Consider the following 18,071-nt stretch of genomic DNA (forward strand, 5'->3'; position numbering starts at 1 on the left):
AAGGGCGCGGTGATAAGTCATATGCGGCGTGTCCAGAAATCACCGGACCTGGTGATATCGTACTTCAACGGCGAAACGACGAAATACGCGGCTTGATACATATATAATAATGTCTATATTATTATGAGACGGTTAATAAATTCCACCCGGCTTCATGTAATCCAACAGTCCCGATATGGCCGCTTTGAGCTCGTAGCGGTGCACAACCATGTCCACAAAACCGTGATCCAGCAGGAATTCCGCCCGCTGGAATCCTTCCGGCAAGGTTTCCTTGATAGTCTGCGCGATGACCCTTGGCCCGGCAAAGCAGATGAGCGCGCCCGGCTCGGCGATTATAATGTCGCCAAGCATTGCGAAGCTTGCGGTGACTCCGCCGCTGGTGGGGTCTGCCAGCACCGATATGAAAGGTATTTTCTTCTCCGCCAGCATCCCCGCCGCCGCCGAGGTCTTCGCCATCTGCATAAGGGAAAGTATCCCCTCCTGCATCCTCGCCCCGCCAGAGCAGGAGACCACGATCACCGGGCGGTTATTGGCCAGCCCGCGCTCCATAGTCCTTGTGATCTTCTCCCCCGCCACGGCCCCCATGGAGCCGCCCATGAACTCAAATTCCATGGAGGCGATTTCCACTCCACGGCCGGACATAAGCCCGCTGCCGGAGACCACCGAGTCCTTGCCGCCGGTCTTTTTCTGGCTGGCAAGGAGCCTGTCCTTGTATTTCTTGCTGTCCCGGAACCGCAACGGATCGGAGGAATGCAGGTTGGTGTCCTTTTCCACGAAGGAGCCCTCGTCGAGCAGCAGGGATATCCTGCGGCGCGCGCCGAGCCTGTGATGGTAGTCGCACTTGGGGCAGACGTTAAAGTTGCGCTCGAACTCGGTGTTGTAGATTATCTCCTTGCACCCATCGCACTTGCGCCAAAGCCCGCCGGGGACGCCTCCCTTGCGTGCGATCTTCTCCAGCGGCTTTTTGACCCTTGTGAACCAGCTCACTTTCCGCTCGCCTTCTTGTTTATGGCGTTAAGCCACGCCTTGGCGGAGGCTTCGATCACGTCAGTAGAGGCTCCTTTGCCCACATAAACGTCCCCCCCGATCCATACGCGCAGGGTAACTTCCCCCACGGCGTCTTTTCCCAGACTCACCGAGCGTATATTATATGACAAAAGCTTCCCCGAAATCCCGGTAATCCTTTCGATGGCCCTGTAGGTGGCGTCCACAGGCCCGTCCCCGGTGGCCGAATCGGTGAACTCCTCCTTCCACTTGGCAAGCTTCACCGTGGCGGTGGGGATAGTCCCCGTGCCGGAAGTGGACTGCACATGGAGAAGCTCGTAAACGTGTTCCGCCTTCGAGCCGATCTCCTCGCCCATTATGGCCTCCAGGTCCTCGTCGAATATCTCTTTTTTCTTGTCGGCCAGTTCCTTGAACTTTCCGAAGACTTCGTCGAGCTCCGCCCCCTTGAGCTTAAAGCCCAGGTCTTCCAGCCTTTTTCCCAGCGCGTGCCTGCCGGAATGTTTCCCGAGCACAAGCTTGCTCTTCTTCAGGCCGATGGAGGCGGGGGTCATTATCTCGAAAGTCGTGCGTTCCTTAAGAACGCCGTCCTGGTGGATGCCCGACTCGTGGGCAAAGGCGTTCTCCCCCACGATGGCCTTGTTGGGCTGGACGGGCACGCCGGTGATGGAAGTCAACATGCGGGATGTCTTGAATATTTCCCGGGTGTCCACGCCCACTCCGGCCTTCAGGTAGTCCTTGCGCGTCTTTATCGCCATCACCACTTCTTCCAGGGAGGCGTTTCCGGCGCGCTCCCCGATGCCGTTGACGGCGCATTCTATCTGCCTTGCCCCGTTGGCCACCGCCGCCAGGGAGTTGGCCACGGCCATCCCCAGGTCGTTGTGGCAATGGACGGATATCACCGCCTTCTTGATATTGGGGACGTTCTCGCGGATTGCCGCGATCATTTCGCCGAACTCCTGGGGAATGGCGTATCCCACCGTGTCGGGTATGTTCACCGTGCCGGCCCCTTCGGCGATCACCGCTTCCAGTATTTCATAGAGGAACCTGCGCTCCGTGCGCACCGCATCCATGGCGGAGAACTCCACGTCGGAAACGTGCCCCCGCGCACGGCGGACGGCGGCCACGGCCATTTTCAAAACTTCCGCCCGGGTCTTGCGCATCATGGCCACATGCTGCTCCGACGTGCCGATGAACGTGTGAATCCGCCTGCGTTTCGCCGGTTTCACCGCTTCGGCGCAGGTGTCTATGTCCGCGTCCATGGCGCGGGCCAGCCCGGCGATCACCGGGCCTTTCACAATCTTTGCGATCTTCTTGACGGACTCGAAATCACCCTGTGAAGAGCGGGGGAATCCAGCCTCTATCACGTCCACCTTCAGCTTGGCCAACTGGGTGGCCAGCGTCAGTTTCTCGTCTATGGTCATGGAAAAACCCGGCGCCTGTTCACCGTCGCGCAGGGTGGTGTCGAAAATGATGACTCTGTCTTTTACGGACATTGTTTCTATCCTCTCAATTTCCGGCCTGGAGCGGCTTGCAATGATCTGGCCCCCAGGGGCGGCCGCATCAAGCCCGTTGAATAATATTATATGGACAGACGGTTGGTGTGTATGTTTTTCGCGCTACGGGGCGCGAGGAGGATAAGCCCGCCGGAAAAGATATGTTTAGCGTTCATGGGCTGTAATTTATCACGCGGGCGGCGGGATGGCAATGGTTTTCAAAACACCGTTTCATGGCGGCGCTCTTTCTTTACCAAACGTTAACATGTTACAATTCCTAGCTGACGGTGATCGGCCCTGCGGGCCGAAAACCTGACGATAAAAAGTTGACTGGCGCACGCTTTCGCGGAGCCGGGAATTTTTTTGCGAAAGTGGCGGAACTGGCAGACGCGCTGGACTTAGGATCCAGTGGGAGACCGTGGGGGTTCGAGTCCCCCCTTTCGCACCATGGCGCCCATGGCGGAGCGCGGCGGAATTTATATCATTACCGTGAAGGAGCGTTGTTGAGCGTTGAAGATCGACCTTGTTGAAGTGCAGCCCTGCGTAAAAAGAATCACCGTCTCGGTGCCTGCCGATAAAGTCAGGGAGGAAAAGGCCTCCGTCATAAGCGAAATAGCGGTGAACGCCGCAATCCCGGGATTCCGCAAGGGGCGAGCCCCACGGAAAATGGTGGAAAAGATGTATGACAAGGCGGTGGCGGGGGACGTGGCCCGCCGGATCATAGACAAGGCGTACAAGGAGGCCTTGGAGTCGAACAACCTGCGCCCCGTGGGCGATCCGATGGTGGAAGACATCCGCATGGACGATAACGCGCCGTTTTCCTTCACCGCCACCGTGGAAGTGTTCCCGGAAATCACGGTAAACGACATATCGGGCATAAAGCTTGAGCGCCGCATCCACAAAGTGGCGGACACGGAGATAGACAAGGTCGTCGAGCGGCTCCAGGATCAGCATGCCCGGATGGAGCCTGTGGAAGGCCGGGGCGTGGAGGACGGGGACTTCGCTTTCATAGACTATTCGGCCACAAAGGATGGCCAGCCTGTGCAGCATTTTAACGGCGCCAACCGCCAGACCAATGTTTCCAAGGACTCCATGCTGGAGGGATTTTACGACGGCCTGGCCGGGGTGAAAAAAGGGGAGGAAAAGGAATTCCCCGCGACTCTTCCCAAGGACTTCCCGGACGCGGAACTTGCCGGGGCGCAGGTGCTGTTCAAGGTGAAGGTGCACGAAATCAAGAAAAAGACACTGCCGGCGGCCGATGACGAACTGGCCCGCGAGGTGACCGAGTTTGACACCATGGAGCAATGGCGGGTGGACATCCGCAAGGGGCTTGAAAAGCGGTACGTGGAAATGGCGAACGAGGCGCTTGAGGAAGAGCTGCTCACAAAGCTTATCGAGGCCAATCCTTTCGCGCTCCCCCCCCGCCTTTTGGAAAGCCAGACCCACGCCATGGCGCACCGGGCCGAGGAGCGCTATAAAAGCTACGGGATGGACATGAAAGAGGCCGGGCTGGACCATGACACGCTCCATGAAAAAATGCGCGGGCAGGCCGAGCGGGTGATAAAAGAACAGGTGATACTCGCCGCGTACGAAAAGGCCAGCGGCGTGGAAGTGGGCGAGGAGGAAATCCGACGGGAAGTGGAGAAGATCGCCGGGATGATGGGGCAGCCCGTGGAGGACACGTTCCGCCAGCTGGCCCAGCGCGACGGGCTGGAGGGAGTCGGCAATAAGGCGTTCACCACGAAGGTGTACGGCGAGATGATGAAGAAGTTAACCATCGAAGACAAATTCGTAGAGGAAACCGATGCGAAGTGACAGGAATTACGGGACGGAGCAGTATCCGGCGCGGGCGCAGATGCTCGTGCCGATCGTGGTGGAGCAGACCAACAGGGGCGAGCGCTCGTATGACATATACAGCCGGCTGCTAAAGGACCGGATAGTTTTCCTGGGGACCCCCGTGGACGACCACGTGGCGAACCTCATCATCGCCCAGCTGCTTTTCCTGGAGGCGGACGACCCGGCGCATGACATTTTCCTTTATATCAACAGCCCCGGCGGTATCATCACCTCCGGGCTTGCGATCTATGACACCATGCAATATATAAAGCCGGACATACAGACCATCTGCATAGGCCAGGCGGCCAGCATGGGGGCTGTCCTTCTGGCGGCGGGCACGAAGGGCAAAAGGCACGCCCTGCCAAACAGCAGGATAATGATCCACCAGCCTTCCGGCGGTTTCCAGGGGCAGCAGACCGATATTGAGATACAATCAAAAGAGATAAGGAAACTGCGAGACCGGCTGGAGGAGATACTGGCCAAGCACACGGGCCAGAGCACGGAGGCGGTGAAAAGGGACTCGGACAGGGATTACTTCATGTCCTCGGAGGAAGCCAAGGGCTATGGACTGGTGGACGAGGTGATAGTGTCCCGGCCGGACTGGAAAAGGGAAAAGAAGCAGGAAGACATCTGACGGGCGCCTTTGCAGCCCGCCGGACGCGGCCATAAGGTCCCGGTGAACAGCATTTAACAGGAGCGGTTATGGGCAAGACTACAAGGCAAGAGGGTTCTCTTCGCTGTTCGTTCTGCGGCAAGAGCCAGGCCGAGGTGAAAAAGCTTATCGCCGGCCCCACTGTGTACATATGCGACGAGTGCATAGACCTGTGCAACGAGATCATCATGGAGGAGTGGAACCACGAGAAGGGGGCCTCCTCCACCCATGTTCCAAAGCCGCATGAGATAAACAAGTTCCTGGACGACTATGTGATCGGGCAGGAGTACGCCAAGAAGGTGCTTGCCGTCGCGGTGTACAACCACTACAAGAGGATTGACGCGAACCTGAACGCCGACGGGGTGGAGCTCCAGAAGAGCAACGTGTTGCTCATCGGCCCCTCCGGCTCCGGCAAGACCCTGCTGGCCCAGACCCTGGCCAAATTGCTCAACGTTCCATTTACCATGGTGGACGCGACCACCCTCACCGAGGCCGGTTATGTGGGCGAGGACGTGGAGAACATAATCCTCCGGCTCTGCCAGGCGGCGGACTTTGACATCGAGCGGGTGGAGAAAGGGATCATCTATATAGACGAGATAGACAAGATATCCCGCAAGTCCGAAAATCCCTCGATAACGAGGGACGTTTCCGGCGAGGGTGTGCAGCAGGCGCTTCTGAAAATAATAGAAGGGACCATCGCCTCCGTCCCGCCGCAGGGTGGGCGCAAGCATCCCCACCAGGAGTTTTTGCAGGTGGACACTTCCAACATACTGTTCATCTGCGGCGGCGCGTTCGTGGGGCTGGACAAATTGATAGAGCACCGCATCGGCAAAAAGGTGATGGGCTTTGGCGCCAAGCTTAAGGACAAGAGGGACACCTCCACAAACGAGCTTTTGCGGCAGACCCAGCCGGAGGACCTTTTGAAGTTCGGGCTTATCCCGGAGTTCATCGGCCGGCTGCCGGTGGTGGCCACGCTGGACGACTTGGACGAATCGTCCATGATCCGCATCCTCATGGAGCCGAAGAACGCCATAATAAAGCAGTTCCAGAAGTTCCTGGAGATGGAAGGGGTGAAGCTGAAATTCACCGACGGCGCCCTGAAGGCCATATCCCGCGAGGCGGTAAAGCGCAAAACCGGCGCCCGCGGCCTGCGCGCCATACTGGAGGAAGTGATGCTCGACCCGATGTACGACATGCCCGCCATGAACGGGGTGACCGAGTGCATAGTCAACGAAGACGTGATATCCAGGCGCGAATCGCCGTTGCTGCTTTACGAAAAACAGGACGAGAAGCAGGCGAGCTGACATTTTGCGCGTCCTGGCAAACCTTTAACCCGTGACAGGTCTTTCGCCAACAACCTGTCTTTTGCATAAAGAATCGCATGAATCCACCTGAAGAGAACGATATCAACTGGGACGAAACAGTCCCCATGCTCCCGCTTCGGGACATTGTGGTGTTCCCTGGCATGACGGCGCCGCTTTTCGTCGGAAGGAAAAAATCGATCGCGGCGCTCGACCACGCTTTCACCACGCCGTCGCGCCACATAATGCTGGCCTCCCAGAAGGACGCCGCCCTGGACGATCCTTCGCAGAAGGACATAAACAAGGTCGGGTGCGTCGCCGAAGTCTCCCAGATCCTGCGTTTGCCCGACGGGGCCATCAAGGCGCTGATCATCGGTAAAAAAAGAGGGCGCATACTCGAATTCGTCAAGGGGGAGAACCATCTTCTTGTGAAGTGCGAGCCCCTGGCGGAAACCTCCGCCGGGCCGGAACAGGCCTCGGCCGCGTTGAGCCTGGCCAAGACCCTGTTTGACAAATACTCCAAGCTGAACCAGAACGTCCCCCGGGAGGCGGTGGACGCCTTAAAGGGGATGGACGACGCCGGGCAGTTCGCCGACGCGGTGGCGGCCAACGTGATACCCCGCATAGAGGACAGGCAAAAGGCTCTCGAAGCGCTGGACGTGAAGTCGCGGCTGGAACTGCTCATCTCCAGCCTGCAGGAGGAGATCGAAATACTCCAGCTGGAGCGCAAGGTCCGCAACCAGGTGAAAAAGCAGATGGAAAAGTCGCAGCGCGACTACTATCTGACCGAGCAGATGAAGGCGATCCAGAAGGAACTGGGCAAAGGAGACGGCGAAAGGGGCGAATTCGCCGAGCTAAAGGACAAAATCCTGAAGGCCAAGATGCCCAAGGAAGTGGAGAAGAAGGCGCTAAAGGAGCTTTCCAAGCTCGAACAGATGCCGCCGATGAGCGCTGAAGGGACGGTGTCCCGCAATTATATCGACTGGCTTGTGGACGTGCCGTGGAGCGCCACCACGCAGGACAAGCTGGACATCGCCGAAGCGGCGAAAATACTGGACGAGGATCACTATGGGCTCGATAAGGTCAAAGAGCGGATACTTGAATATCTTTCCGTGCGCAAACTCGTGGAAAAGATGAAAGGCCCGATCCTGTGCTTCGCCGGGCCGCCGGGTGTGGGCAAGACTTCCCTTGGCAAGTCCATCGCGAGGGCCATGGGGCGCAAGTTCGTGCGCTTCTCTTTGGGAGGGGTGCGCGACGAGGCGGAGATCCGGGGCCACAGGCGCACATACATCGGCTCGCTGCCGGGACGCATCATACAGTCCATGAAAAAAGCGGGGACGAAAAACCCGGTGCTCATGCTCGACGAGATAGACAAGGTGGCCTCCGACTACAGGGGGGACCCCGCCGCGGCGCTATTGGAGGCGCTCGACCCGGAGCAGAACGTGGCGTTTAACGACCATTATCTGGAGGTGGACTACGACCTTTCGGAGGTGATGTTCATCACCACCGCCAACGCGCTGCACACCATCCCCCGCCCGCTCATGGACCGGATGGAGGTGATAAGCATCCCCGGCTATACCGACGGGGAAAAGGAAAACATCGCAACAAAGTACCTCATCCCCAAGCAGGTGGCCGAGCACGGGCTTGCGAAGGACTCGCTGGCGATCTCGCCGGAGGCCCTGCGCAAGATCATCCGCAACCACACCCGCGAGTCGGGCGTGCGCAACCTGGAACGGGAACTGGCCGCGGTTTGCAGGAAGGCGGCCCGCAAGACAGCCGAGAAAGCCGGGGGGGGGAAGTCCGGGACGAAAGCGCGGAAGATCGAGGTGACGGCGCAGAACCTGGTGGACTACTTGGGCGAGATAAAATTCCGCGACGAGCTGAAGGAGGCAAAGAGCGGGACCGGCGTGGCCACCGGCCTGGCGTGGACGGAGCTTGGCGGCGCGATGCTCAAGATAGAGACCACCATCATGGACGGCAAAGGCAAATTCATCCTCACAGGCAAGCTTGGCGATGTGATGAAAGAATCGGCCCACGCGGCCCTGTCATACATCCGGTCGCGCGGCAAGGAGTTCGGCCTGAAGAAGGGATTCCAGGAAAAGATCGACATCCACATCCACATCCCCGAAGGAGCGACGCCAAAGGAAGGCCCGTCGGCCGGGGTGACATTGGCGGTGTCCATGGTGTCGGCGCTTTTGAACATACCGGTGAGCAACGAAGTGGCGATGACCGGGGAGATTACGCTGCGCGGACAGGTGCTGGCCATCGGCGGCCTGCGCGAAAAGCTCCTTGCGGCCAACAGGGCAGGCGTCAAGACCGTGCTGATACCCGAGGAGAACGAGAAAGATTTAAAGGACGTGCCCGCCAACGTCAAGCAGGGGCTTTCCATAGCGGTGGTGAAAAACATGGACGAGGTGATAAAGCTGGCGCTGACATCTTCGCCATGGAAAAAAAAGGTAAAGAAAGCCGAGCCGCTAAAGCACCCGCGCGTGAAACACCGCCCCACTCCCGGATCGGCCGGAGTTGCGTTGAACTAGGCTCTGAACAGCGCCGCCATGCGCCGCCCGTGGCGCAAGTCCGGAATCTGGAATAGGCGGAGGGAGGCATCTCTAATCCGAACTCTATGCTTTCCATTCTTAATCCCCATGTTTAATATTGTTATCAGCCGGATCACTTTTATCGCATAAGCGGGAAATTTAATGGGTATCGCCACGGACATTATAATGCTGGTCGTGGCCGCGTTTTTCTGCGGCCTTGCCGCTCAAAGACTGGGCCAGCCACTTATACTCGGATATATTTTCGCCGGGATACTGCTTGGCCCGAACACGGGCGGATTCGCGGTGTCCAACATCCACGAAATCGAAAAGCTGGCTGAAATAGGCGTGGCTTTGCTGCTGTTCGGGCTGGGGCTGGAATTTTCCTTCAAGGACCTGCGCGCGGTGAAATGGGTGGCTCTTGCCGGGACGCCGGCGCAGATCATGGTAACAGTGGCAATGGGGCTTGCCATCGGCATGTTCTGGGGGTGGGACTGGAAGACCTCCATGTGGCTCGGGGCGCTCATATCCCTTTCGAGCACCATGGTGATTTTAAAGACACTGATGAACCAGGGATGGATCGGGACGCTTTCCAGCAAGGTCATGGTGGGGATGTTGATCGTCCAGGACCTTGCCGTGGCGCCGATGATGATAATTCTTCCGCAGTTGAGCGCTCCCACGCCGGACATTTCCGCCCTTGGCCACGCGCTCCTGAAAGCGGCCGTTTTCATCGGACTGATGATGCTTTTCGGCGCAAGGCTCCTGCCCAAATTGCTGGGGCATATAGCCAGGCTTGGATCACGGGAGCTGTTCCTGCTCACCGTGACGGCGATAGGCCTTGGCGTTGGCTATGGCACTTATTTGGCCGGGCTGTCATTCGCCTTCGGCGCCTTCGCTGCCGGGCTTGTGCTAAACGAGTCCGATTACGGGCACCAGGCCTTAAGCGACATTATTCCGATAAGGGACCTTTTCGGACTTCTGTTTTTCGCCTCCGCCGGGATGCTTCTGGATCCGGCGTTTCTTTTTGAACATTGGAGGGAAGTGGCGGCGCTGACGCTTATTGTCAGCGTTGGAAAGGGGGGAGTGTTCTGGCTGATATCGCGGGCATTCGGGTATGGAAATGTGGTCCCGCTGGCGGTGGGCCTTGGCCTTTTCCAGATAGGGGAGTTTGCGTTCGTCCTGGCTACCATGGGCGTTTCCACAGGTTCCATCGACGCGAACCTGTTTTCCCTCGTGCTGTCCACCGCCATCATAACGATGATAATCACCCCCATCGTATCCGGGCAGACGGAGCGGCTTTACGCGGTCCAGAAGCGCATTTTCCCGCAAAAACCATTTCCGCTCATTGGCGTCTCTGAAACCGGGCTTGAAGGACATGTTGTAATAGCCGGTGGGGGGCGCGTCGGCTTCCACATCGCCCAAGTGCTAAAAAGAATAGGCCGCCAATTCATTATAATCGAGCTGGACCCGCGCCGGGTGGAGCAGGCGAAAGAAGAGGCCATGCCAGTGGTGTTTGGCGACGCCACGCACGAACTGGTCCTCAACGTGGCGAGGGTGAGGCAGGCGTGCCTGCTTCTTGTGACCACCCCTTCCATAGTGGTGGCAAGGGGGGTGGTGGCCCAGGCCAAGCGCATGAACGAAAAGCTTGATGTCATCGCCAGGACGTCGGCGCCGGACCATCTTGCCATGTTCAAAAGCTTGGGAGTGTACGAGGTCGTTTTGCCGGAATATGAGGCCAGCCTGGAAATGACGCGGCAGGCCCTGCTCCACCTGCGAGTCCCTCCCGCCGACGTTTACCGCTACGCCGACGCCATCCGCAGGGAGCTGTACACTCCCCTTTTCAACCGGGGCAAGGAGTATGCCCTGCTGTCCCAACTGCGCAGGGCCGATGATCAATTCGATTTGAGATGGGTGGAGCTGGCCGCAAACAGCCCAATGGCCCATAAGACAATAGAGGAAAACGAAATACGGAGAAACACCGGCGCTTCTGTGGTGGGTGTGATACGGGACGGTGAATTGACGGCAAATCCCGGTTCAGATTTTCGCTTCTTGCCCAAGGACATGGTGGGGGTAATCGGCGGAGAAAGCGCCCGGGAAGCTTTCAGGAAAATGGCGGAACCAGGCTCCGCCGAAGCTGCGGCGGACTGAATCACGTCGGCCAGATTTTCTCGTTCCGGATCAGCATCCACATCTCCGGATCAGCATCCACATCTCCGGATTTGGCAGGGGCTTGAACCCCACTTTCGAATATACCCCCTGCGCGTCCTTGGTGGCCAGCAGCCACATGTAAACGTCCTTGAATTCGGGATGATCGAACACAAAGCGGACCATGGCCTGGGCTATCCCTTTGCTCCGGTGGCTCTCTTCCACATAGATGTCCATGAAATAGGCGAACCGCATTTTGTCGCTTACCACGCGCAAATATCCAACTTGGCCTTTGGAGTTATAGCAGCCGACGACTATGCTTGAGTTTTGCGCGCCGCGCACAATCTCATCTCTCTTGATCCCAGGGCTCCAATATGTTTTGGAAAGCCAGTCTTCGAGAAGGTCGAAGTTTAATCTGCCGAAAGAATCGTCTATCTCGTAAACATTGTTGTGTTGGATCATCATGGCCCTGCATGCCCAAAAATGAACATAAAATGGATTTTACAACAAAAAAACCGGAGCGTTATTTATCCGCCCCGGCTTAACTACTCAACGCTTCCCCGTGGCCGCCCGGCCACGGTCCTATTATCGCTCCCTACTTGCCCGCCGGAACCTTCACCGCTATGAAGTGAGTGTTCTTCCCGCGTTTGACCAGCAGCAACGCCACGTCGCCGGGCTTAGACTTGCCCACGGCGGACTTGTATGAGGCCACGTCCCGCACTGTCTGCTTGTTCGCCTCGGTGATGATGTCCCCCGGGTGTATGCCCGCGGCGGCGGCAGGCCCTGCCGGGTCCACCTTCTTTACGACAACACCGGCGGTCCCTTCCGCGTCCAGTTTCTTGGCGATGTCCGGTGTGAGCTTGTCCACAGTAAGCCCGATGGAGCTTTCCTGCTCCACCTCCGGCCTGGCCGGTTTTTCCTCATCATCAGGCATTTCAGCCAGGGAAAGGGTGAACATTTTCTCCGATCCGTCCCGCACAATCTTCACCTTTACGGATATGCCCGGCTTGACGGCGCCCACCAGCTTTGGCAACTGGTCGTTGCTGTCCACGGCCTGGCCGTTGAACTCCACAATCACGTCCCCCCGCTTGATCCCGGCCTTGTCCGCCGGTGATCCCGGGAAAACGTCCCCCACCAGCGCCCCTTTGGAGGACTTCAGGTTAAGCGCGCCCATGAGCTCCGGGGTGATCTTCTGTATCATCACCCCAAGCCACCCGCGCGACACCTTGCCTTTTTTAAGCTCTGCGTAAATGTCCTTCACCGAGTTGGCCGGCACGGCAAAACCGATCCCGATGTTCCCCTGCGAAAATCCGCCGGTGTAAATCGCGGAGTTGATGCCGATGACATCCCCGTTCATGTTAAGCAGCGGCCCGCCGGAATTGCCGGGATTTATGGAAGCGTCCGTCTGGATGAAATCGTCGTACGGCCCGGCGCCGATGGCCCGCCCCTTGGCCGACACCACCCCCACGGTGACCGACTGCGAGAAGCCGAACGGATTGCCGATGGCCATCACCCATTCACCCACCTCCACCTTGGACGAATCGGCCAGGGCGAGGGTGGGCAGCTTTTTGCCGGGCGATATCTTGATCAGCGCGATGTCCGTCTTCGGGTCCGTCCCGATCACTTTGGCCGGGAATTCCTTTTCGTCGCCGCCGTTATGCCCGTCGCCAAAAGTGACGATCACCTCGTCCGCCTGCTCCACAACATGGGCGTTGGTGAGGATATATCCGTCCTCCTCCACCACAAATCCGGAGCCCAAGCTCTGGCGAACCTGCTCTTTGGGCATCTCGCGGTACCACGGGAAGAACCTGTCGTAAAACTCCTTCATCCTCTCGTCTTCCATCTCCGGCGAGGGCATGGAGCGCGTTTTCACCTTCTGCTTTGTGGAGATGTTCACGACCGCCGGGGTCCGTTCCTTCGCGATTTTCGTGAATATGTTCCCGGGAAGTTCGCCCCCCTGCGAGGCTATCGCCGGGGTGGCGATGGAAGGATCGGCCACCGGAGAGCGCGGCGGGGCAAGATACGCCCCAGCCACCGCGCCGGTCATGACAAGTCCCAGTCCCAATGCAAACCATCTTGCCTGCGAACGCCAGTTTTTCAAGGCCCACCTCACCTTAATATTTGATCCGATTTTCACCAACTCTTCCCATATTCGCATTATAACATAGCCATTATCAGTCATATTATAAGGACATAAGGCGGGATTTTAGGCTCGGCCCTTTTCCTGTATAATATATACATCGTTCCAACTTATGCCTTCATATTATCCTCGGCGAAGGTTAATTTTATGAGTTTGCCAGCATGCTGAAAAGCCCCCTCAGAGTTCTTGTAATAATCGCCTCGACGTTGTTTATCGCCGAAACAGTGATAATGTTGGTATTTATAATATTGCCTCCGCTAAATCCCGTCCTCGAAATGTTGCTGGACGCAGGTATGGTGACGATTTTCACGTTTCCCGTGATTTACCTTTTTGTGTATACGCCCATGGACCGCAACATCGCCGAACTTAAAAAGGCGGAAGCCAGAATGCGTGAATTTAGCGGCGAGCTTGAAAAGAAAGTGGGCGAGCGCACGGAGGATCTGAAATGGGAAGTGCTGGAGCGCACAAGGGCTGAAGAAGACGCCCGCAAGAGCAAGGTGCGTCTGGAGCTTATTGTTGAAACCATCGCGGAAGGCATTTACATAGTAAATGACGATGGGAGGATAGTCTTCGCCAACAGCGCCTCGGAAAAAATGTTCGGCATGCCAAGGGAGAATTTGTATGCCCGCAGTTATAACGACAAAAGATGGAAGGTTTTCAAACCAACCGGCGAGCCTTTGAGCAAGGGGGATTATCCTTTCGAAATAGTCAAGGCCACCGGCAAGCCTGTATACGGGATAGAAATAGCCGCGGTTCGCCCTGAAGGAATCATGGCGATTATCCAGATAAACGCGGTTCCATTGAAAGACAGTTCGGGAAAGTTCCTTGGCATGGTGGCCTCCCAGCGGGACATCACAGAGATGAAGCTTGCGAACGAATCGCTCCGGGAATCGGAGAAAAAATACAAAGCGCTCATAGATGGCGCCAGTGACGCGATATTGATCGCGCTTCCGGACGGCAGGATACAGGAGGCTAACAGGCGGGCGGAGGCGCTGTTCGGCTACACGGACAGCGAACTTCGCGGCATGGATTTCAATATCCTCGCTCCGCCGGGAAAGCTGGAGGGACTTACCGAGGCGTTCCGGCGGCTTGTCACGGAAGGTGGAACCATTTTTTTGCATGATTCCTCCATTCTGCGGAAAGATGGCAAGGAGATTCCGGTGGACATTTCCGGTTCCGCGGTGGAATATTCCGGCAAAAGAATAATCCAGGGGTTGTTCCGTGACATGACCCAGCAGAGGCTTGCAGAGGAGTCTTTGCGCCAGGCGCACCGCGAAAATGAACAACTCATAGCCGCGATGCCTTCCATTTTCATCGGTGTGGACGAGTTGGACGTCATCAAGCGCTGGAACACGGAGGCAGAGATCGCTTTCAACATCGGAGCCGACGCGGCGCTTGGCGGGCCGTTTGTAAATACGCGGATACAATGGGACTGGCCTGAAATCCTCCAATACATTTGCATGTCAAGGGATAGCGAAAGAACCATTCGCGCGCATGATATAAAATATATGCGGAAAGATGGCAAGAACGGTTTTCTGGACATGACTTTCACGCCGATTTTCGGCGAGCGCGGCAAATGGAACGGATTCCTGGTCCTGGCCGCCGACATCACGGAGCGCAAAGTTATGGAAAGCGTTTTTTCGCAGGCGCAAAAGCTGGAGGCCATCGGCCAACTGGCCGCAGGCATCGCCCATGAGATAAATACGCCCATACAGTACGTTGGCGACAATTTGCGGTTTCTCGAGGACGCTTTCCGGGAAATAGACCACCTTATTTGCGAATACGCCATGGTGAGCGATTCAGCCGCCGAGGGGCGCGTTTCCCCGGAATCGGCGAAACTGGCGGCCAGTCTCGCGCAATCCATGGATGTAAATTTCCTGCGGGAGGAAATACCACGGGCCGTGGCCCAGTCGCTCGACGGCGTGGGAAGGGTCGCCACGATAGTGCGGGCCATGAAGGATTTTTCGCATCCAGGCGTGGAGGGAAAAACAGCGGTGGACATCAACAAGGCCATCGAAAGCACTGTCACCGTTTCGCGCAACGAGTGGAAGTATGTGGCCGACGTTGTTACGCAATTCGATCAGGAACTTCCCCTCGCCCCGGTGGTGGCCGGGGAATTCAACCAGGTGATTTTGAACCTTATCGTAAACGCCGCCCACGCGATAGCAGACGTGGTCGGCGACGGATCACGCAGCAAGGGGACAATCACCATAGGAACCCGCAAACTGGACAATGGGGTGGAAATACAGTTGGCCGACACGGGGGCCGGGATTCCGGAAAGCATCCGCCATAAGATATTCGACCCCTTTTTCACCACCAAAGAGGTCGGCAAGGGCACCGGCCAGGGTCTTGCCCTGGCCAGATCCGTGATTGTTGACAAGCATGGTGGTTCCATTTCCTTCGATTCGGAGCCTGGCAAGGGAACTGTTTTCACAATCTGGCTGCCTCTTGAAAACGCCGGAAAAGGACATGTACAGTGACTCTGAAGAAACGCGTGCTTTTCGTTGATGACGAGCCGAACATCCTTTCCGGCCTGAGACGTATGTTGTGGGGGATGAACGATCAGTGGGACATGGCTTTCGCCAGCAGCGGGGCGGAGGCGCTGTCCATTCTCGCCTCGGCCCCCCACGACGTTGTGGTGACCGACATGAGGATGCCCGGCATGGACGGAGCCGAACTGCTGGCGGAGATTATCAAGAAATATCCGCACATCATCAGAATCGTGCTCTCCGGCCAGTCCGAAATGGAGGCGATATTAAAATCTGTCGGGCCGACACATCAATACCTGTCCAAACCGTGCGACGCTGAAACGATCAAGCAGGTGATCACAAGGGCCTGTTACATGCGCGACGCCCTGGCCAGCGACTCGCTGAAAAACGTAGTAACTCAATTGAAAGCGTTGCCAAGCCTGCCGGCGCTTTACCTGAATATCATGGATTGCCTTAAAACTCCGGACTGCTCGCTCAACAAAATAGGCGAGATCGTCTCTAGTGACATTAGCATGTCCGCAAAGATTCTCCAGCTTGTCAATTCCGCGTTTTTCGGCCAGCCCAGGCGAGTGTCCGACGTGGGGTTTGCCGTTTCATTGCTGGGAATAGATACGATAAGGGCTCTTGTGCTGTCAACCCAGGTGTTTACCCAGTTTGAGGCGCGCAAACTGGAAAATTTGAAACTTGGCGGGCTGTGGAGCCACAGCCTTATTATTGGCACGGTGGCAAGGGACATCGCCAAGTCGGAAAGCAAGGACAAAAAACTGGTGGATGACACGTTTATGGCCGGGCTTCTGCACGATATAGGAAAGCTGGTGATCGCCAACAACATGCCGGATCAATACAGGGAGATTCAGGCAATCTCGTTAAAAGAGAGGATCAGCCTTGACGATGCCGAGTTTAAAGTGCTTGGAGCGTCCCATGCCGAGATTGGCGGATACCTGCTGGGATTGTGGGGCCTTCCAGATCCCATAGTGGAGGCGGTATTCTTCAATCATTCCCCCGGCTGTAGCGCGGTGAAGCAATTTTCCCCCTTGGTGGCGGTTCATGCCGCGGACTGTTTTTGCCTGAACACGATGGCCGACGAATCAGAGCCTAACGGGCCGGCCTCCTGCCTGGATTTTAATTATATAAAGGAAATTGGAATGGAAGAAAAACTGCCCGCGTGGGAGCAAATCTACCGGCGGGCCATGGAAAAGGCCGCGCTCAATGAATGAAAAGATACTATGCGTGGACGATGATCCGAACATCCTGTCCGGTTTCAAGCGCAGCCTGAGCCGCAGGTTCGCCCTGGATACGGCCCTCGGGGGTGAGGAAGGATTGGAGGCCGCCGCCAAAAACGGGCCTTACGCTGTTATAGTTTCGGACATGAGAATGCCCGGGATGGATGGCGTCCGCTTTTTGGCTAAAGCGCGGGAAATTTCCCCGGATAGCGTGCGGATGATGCTGACCGGTTACGCCGACATAAACAGCGCAATGGACGCAGTGAACGAGGGGAACATCTTCCGGTTCCTGACCAAACCATGCCCACCGGAGGTCTTCGCCAAGGCGCTTGACGACGGAATCGCCCAATACAGGCTTGTAATAGCCGAACGTGAGCTTCTGGAAAAAACGTTAAGTGGCTCCGTCAAGGCGCTGGTGGACATTCTGTCCATGGTGAATCCCGCGGCGTTCGGCAGGGCGGCGCGGATAAGGAAATACGCTAAACATATAATCGCGAGGCTAAACCTTTCGCAAACATGGCGGATCGAATTGGCCGCCATCCTGTCCCAGATAGGTTGCGTGACCATACCGCCTGACACCATCGAAAAATATTACGCCGGTCAGCCGCTCAACGGCGACGAGTTGCAGATGCTCGCCGCGCACCCGATGGTGGCGTTTGATTTGCTTGTTAAAATACCGCGTCTGGAGCAGGTGGCCATGATGATAGGCGCTCAACAAAAACCTTTCGGCGAATATAACGAAACCCGCGAGCCGCGTGACAGGCCGGAAGAAGAGCTTGGCGCACAGATTCTCAAAGTGGCGGTGGAGATGGACAGGCTGGTATCCCACGGCTCCGGGTTTGGCAAGGCTGTGGACGAAATGATGAAGGGCGGGCAGGAATACGACCCTTCGCTTGTGACGGCGCTTCGTGGGGTGGAGCCGGCCAAGGCGGCAAAAATCGCCGGGCTGGTGAAAATAAGGGACTTGGCGGTCGGCATGATAATAGGTGAAGACCTTTACTCCAAAAGCAACATGCTCCTTCTGCCGAAGGGACAGGAGATAACCTTCACCATGCGCGAGCGTATCAAGAATTTGTGGCGCAATGGCCTCGTGGACGATCAGATCAGGGTGTTGTTCGACATTCATGAGCGGCCTGAATTAAACGGCTCCGGACTGCGGTGACCAGGGTTTCGCGCATTCCGCGTTAAGCAAATATTCGCTGTTCATCAATTTATTGATTAATGTACAATGCCCGGACGCTAAAATTAGGGTT

Annotated in this window: 12 protein-coding genes and 1 tRNA gene; 9 read left to right on the plus strand and 4 right to left on the minus strand. The window is 56.9% G+C overall.

From position 1 onward, the window contains the following. Positions 1 to 132: 132 nt before the first annotated feature. Together HZB29_00985 and HZB29_00990 are read right to left on the minus strand one after the other, a co-directional pair. On the minus strand, positions 133 to 987 hold the full coding sequence (locus HZB29_00985; GenBank protein MBI5814166.1) for an acetyl-CoA carboxylase carboxyltransferase subunit beta: 855 nt from the start codon (positions 985 to 987) through the stop codon (positions 133 to 135). Continuing rightward, positions 984 to 2,498, minus strand: coding sequence for a 2-isopropylmalate synthase (locus tag HZB29_00990; GenBank protein ID MBI5814167.1), 1,515 nt, complete (start codon positions 2,496 to 2,498; stop codon positions 984 to 986). Before HZB29_00990 ends, HZB29_00985 begins: the two co-directional genes overlap by 4 nt. 365 nt (positions 2,499 to 2,863) lie before the next feature. Between HZB29_00990 and HZB29_00995 the strand changes: the two genes are divergently transcribed. The 6 genes from HZB29_00995 to HZB29_01020 all read left to right on the plus strand — a co-directional run bounded on the left by HZB29_00995 (position 2,864) and on the right by HZB29_01020 (position 10,969). Beyond that, positions 2,864 to 2,946 (plus strand) — tRNA-Leu (locus HZB29_00995). 62 nt (positions 2,947 to 3,008) lie between these two features. Continuing rightward, the gene (gene tig / locus HZB29_01000) at positions 3,009 to 4,313 is read left to right on the plus strand and encodes a trigger factor (protein MBI5814168.1); all 1,305 of its coding nucleotides are present in this window, start codon (positions 3,009 to 3,011) and stop codon (positions 4,311 to 4,313) included. Between the two features lie 40 nt (positions 4,314 to 4,353). Beyond that, complete coding sequence (gene clpP / locus HZB29_01005) at positions 4,354 to 4,968, plus strand: ATP-dependent Clp endopeptidase proteolytic subunit ClpP (GenBank protein ID MBI5814169.1); 615 nt, start codon at positions 4,354 to 4,356, stop codon at positions 4,966 to 4,968. A 68-nt stretch (positions 4,969 to 5,036) separates the two neighbouring features. Next, positions 5,037 to 6,290: an ATP-dependent Clp protease ATP-binding subunit ClpX gene (gene clpX / locus HZB29_01010; GenBank protein ID MBI5814170.1), complete on the plus strand. Its 1,254-nt coding sequence runs from the start codon at positions 5,037 to 5,039 to the stop codon at positions 6,288 to 6,290. A 77-nt stretch (positions 6,291 to 6,367) separates the two neighbouring features. Next, the gene (gene lon, locus HZB29_01015; GenBank protein ID MBI5814171.1) at positions 6,368 to 8,824 is read left to right on the plus strand and encodes an endopeptidase La; all 2,457 of its coding nucleotides are present in this window, start codon (positions 6,368 to 6,370) and stop codon (positions 8,822 to 8,824) included. 162 nt (positions 8,825 to 8,986) lie between these two features. Further along, entirely contained in the window at positions 8,987 to 10,969 is a 1,983-nt protein-coding gene (locus HZB29_01020) for a cation:proton antiporter (GenBank protein MBI5814172.1), read from the plus strand. 30 nt (positions 10,970 to 10,999) lie between these two features. Here the strand turns inward: HZB29_01020 and HZB29_01025 are convergent, their stop codons facing one another. Continuing rightward, a complete protein-coding gene (locus tag HZB29_01025) occupies positions 11,000 to 11,431 on the minus strand; it encodes a GNAT family N-acetyltransferase (GenBank protein ID MBI5814173.1) in 432 nt (143 codons plus the stop codon). Between the two features lie 130 nt (positions 11,432 to 11,561). Beyond that, positions 11,562 to 13,067, minus strand: coding sequence for a DegQ family serine endoprotease (locus HZB29_01030; GenBank protein ID MBI5814174.1), 1,506 nt, complete (start codon positions 13,065 to 13,067; stop codon positions 11,562 to 11,564). Between the two features lie 269 nt (positions 13,068 to 13,336). Between HZB29_01030 and HZB29_01035 the strand changes: the two genes are divergently transcribed. From HZB29_01035 to HZB29_01045, 3 genes are read left to right on the plus strand one after another with little or no spacing between them, the layout of a single operon-like run. Next, the gene (locus HZB29_01035) at positions 13,337 to 15,586 is read left to right on the plus strand and encodes a PAS domain S-box protein (GenBank protein MBI5814175.1); all 2,250 of its coding nucleotides are present in this window, start codon (positions 13,337 to 13,339) and stop codon (positions 15,584 to 15,586) included. Continuing rightward, positions 15,583 to 16,812, plus strand: a complete 1,230-nt coding sequence (locus HZB29_01040; protein ID MBI5814176.1) for an HDOD domain-containing protein — start codon at positions 15,583 to 15,585, stop codon at positions 16,810 to 16,812. Before HZB29_01035 ends, HZB29_01040 begins: the two co-directional genes overlap by 4 nt. Continuing rightward, a complete protein-coding gene (locus HZB29_01045) occupies positions 16,805 to 17,980 on the plus strand; it encodes a response regulator (GenBank protein ID MBI5814177.1) in 1,176 nt (391 codons plus the stop codon). Before HZB29_01040 ends, HZB29_01045 begins: the two co-directional genes overlap by 8 nt. Positions 17,981 to 18,071 lie beyond the last annotated feature (91 nt).

Source organism: Nitrospinota bacterium (assembly GCA_016235255.1).
Classification (GTDB): domain Bacteria; phylum Nitrospinota_A; class UBA7883; order UBA7883; family JACRLM01; genus JACRLM01.

Excerpts from the sequence above, each read along its gene's own strand:
- HZB29_00990 (MBI5814167.1), bottom strand. The coding sequence starts at position 2,498 with ATGTCCGTAAAAGACAGAGTCATCATTTTCGACACCACCCTGCGCGAC.
- clpP (MBI5814169.1), top strand. The coding sequence starts at position 4,354 with ATGCTCGTGCCGATCGTGGTGGAGCAGACCAACAGGGGCGAGCGCTCG.
- clpX (MBI5814170.1), top strand. The coding sequence starts at position 5,037 with ATGGGCAAGACTACAAGGCAAGAGGGTTCTCTTCGCTGTTCGTTCTGC.
- lon (MBI5814171.1), top strand. The coding sequence starts at position 6,368 with ATGAATCCACCTGAAGAGAACGATATCAACTGGGACGAAACAGTCCCC.
- HZB29_01020 (MBI5814172.1), top strand. The coding sequence starts at position 8,987 with ATGGGTATCGCCACGGACATTATAATGCTGGTCGTGGCCGCGTTTTTC.
- HZB29_01025 (MBI5814173.1), bottom strand. The coding sequence starts at position 11,431 with ATGATGATCCAACACAACAATGTTTACGAGATAGACGATTCTTTCGGC.
- HZB29_01035 (MBI5814175.1), top strand. The coding sequence starts at position 13,337 with ATGTTGGTATTTATAATATTGCCTCCGCTAAATCCCGTCCTCGAAATG.
- HZB29_01045 (MBI5814177.1), top strand. The coding sequence starts at position 16,805 with ATGAATGAAAAGATACTATGCGTGGACGATGATCCGAACATCCTGTCC.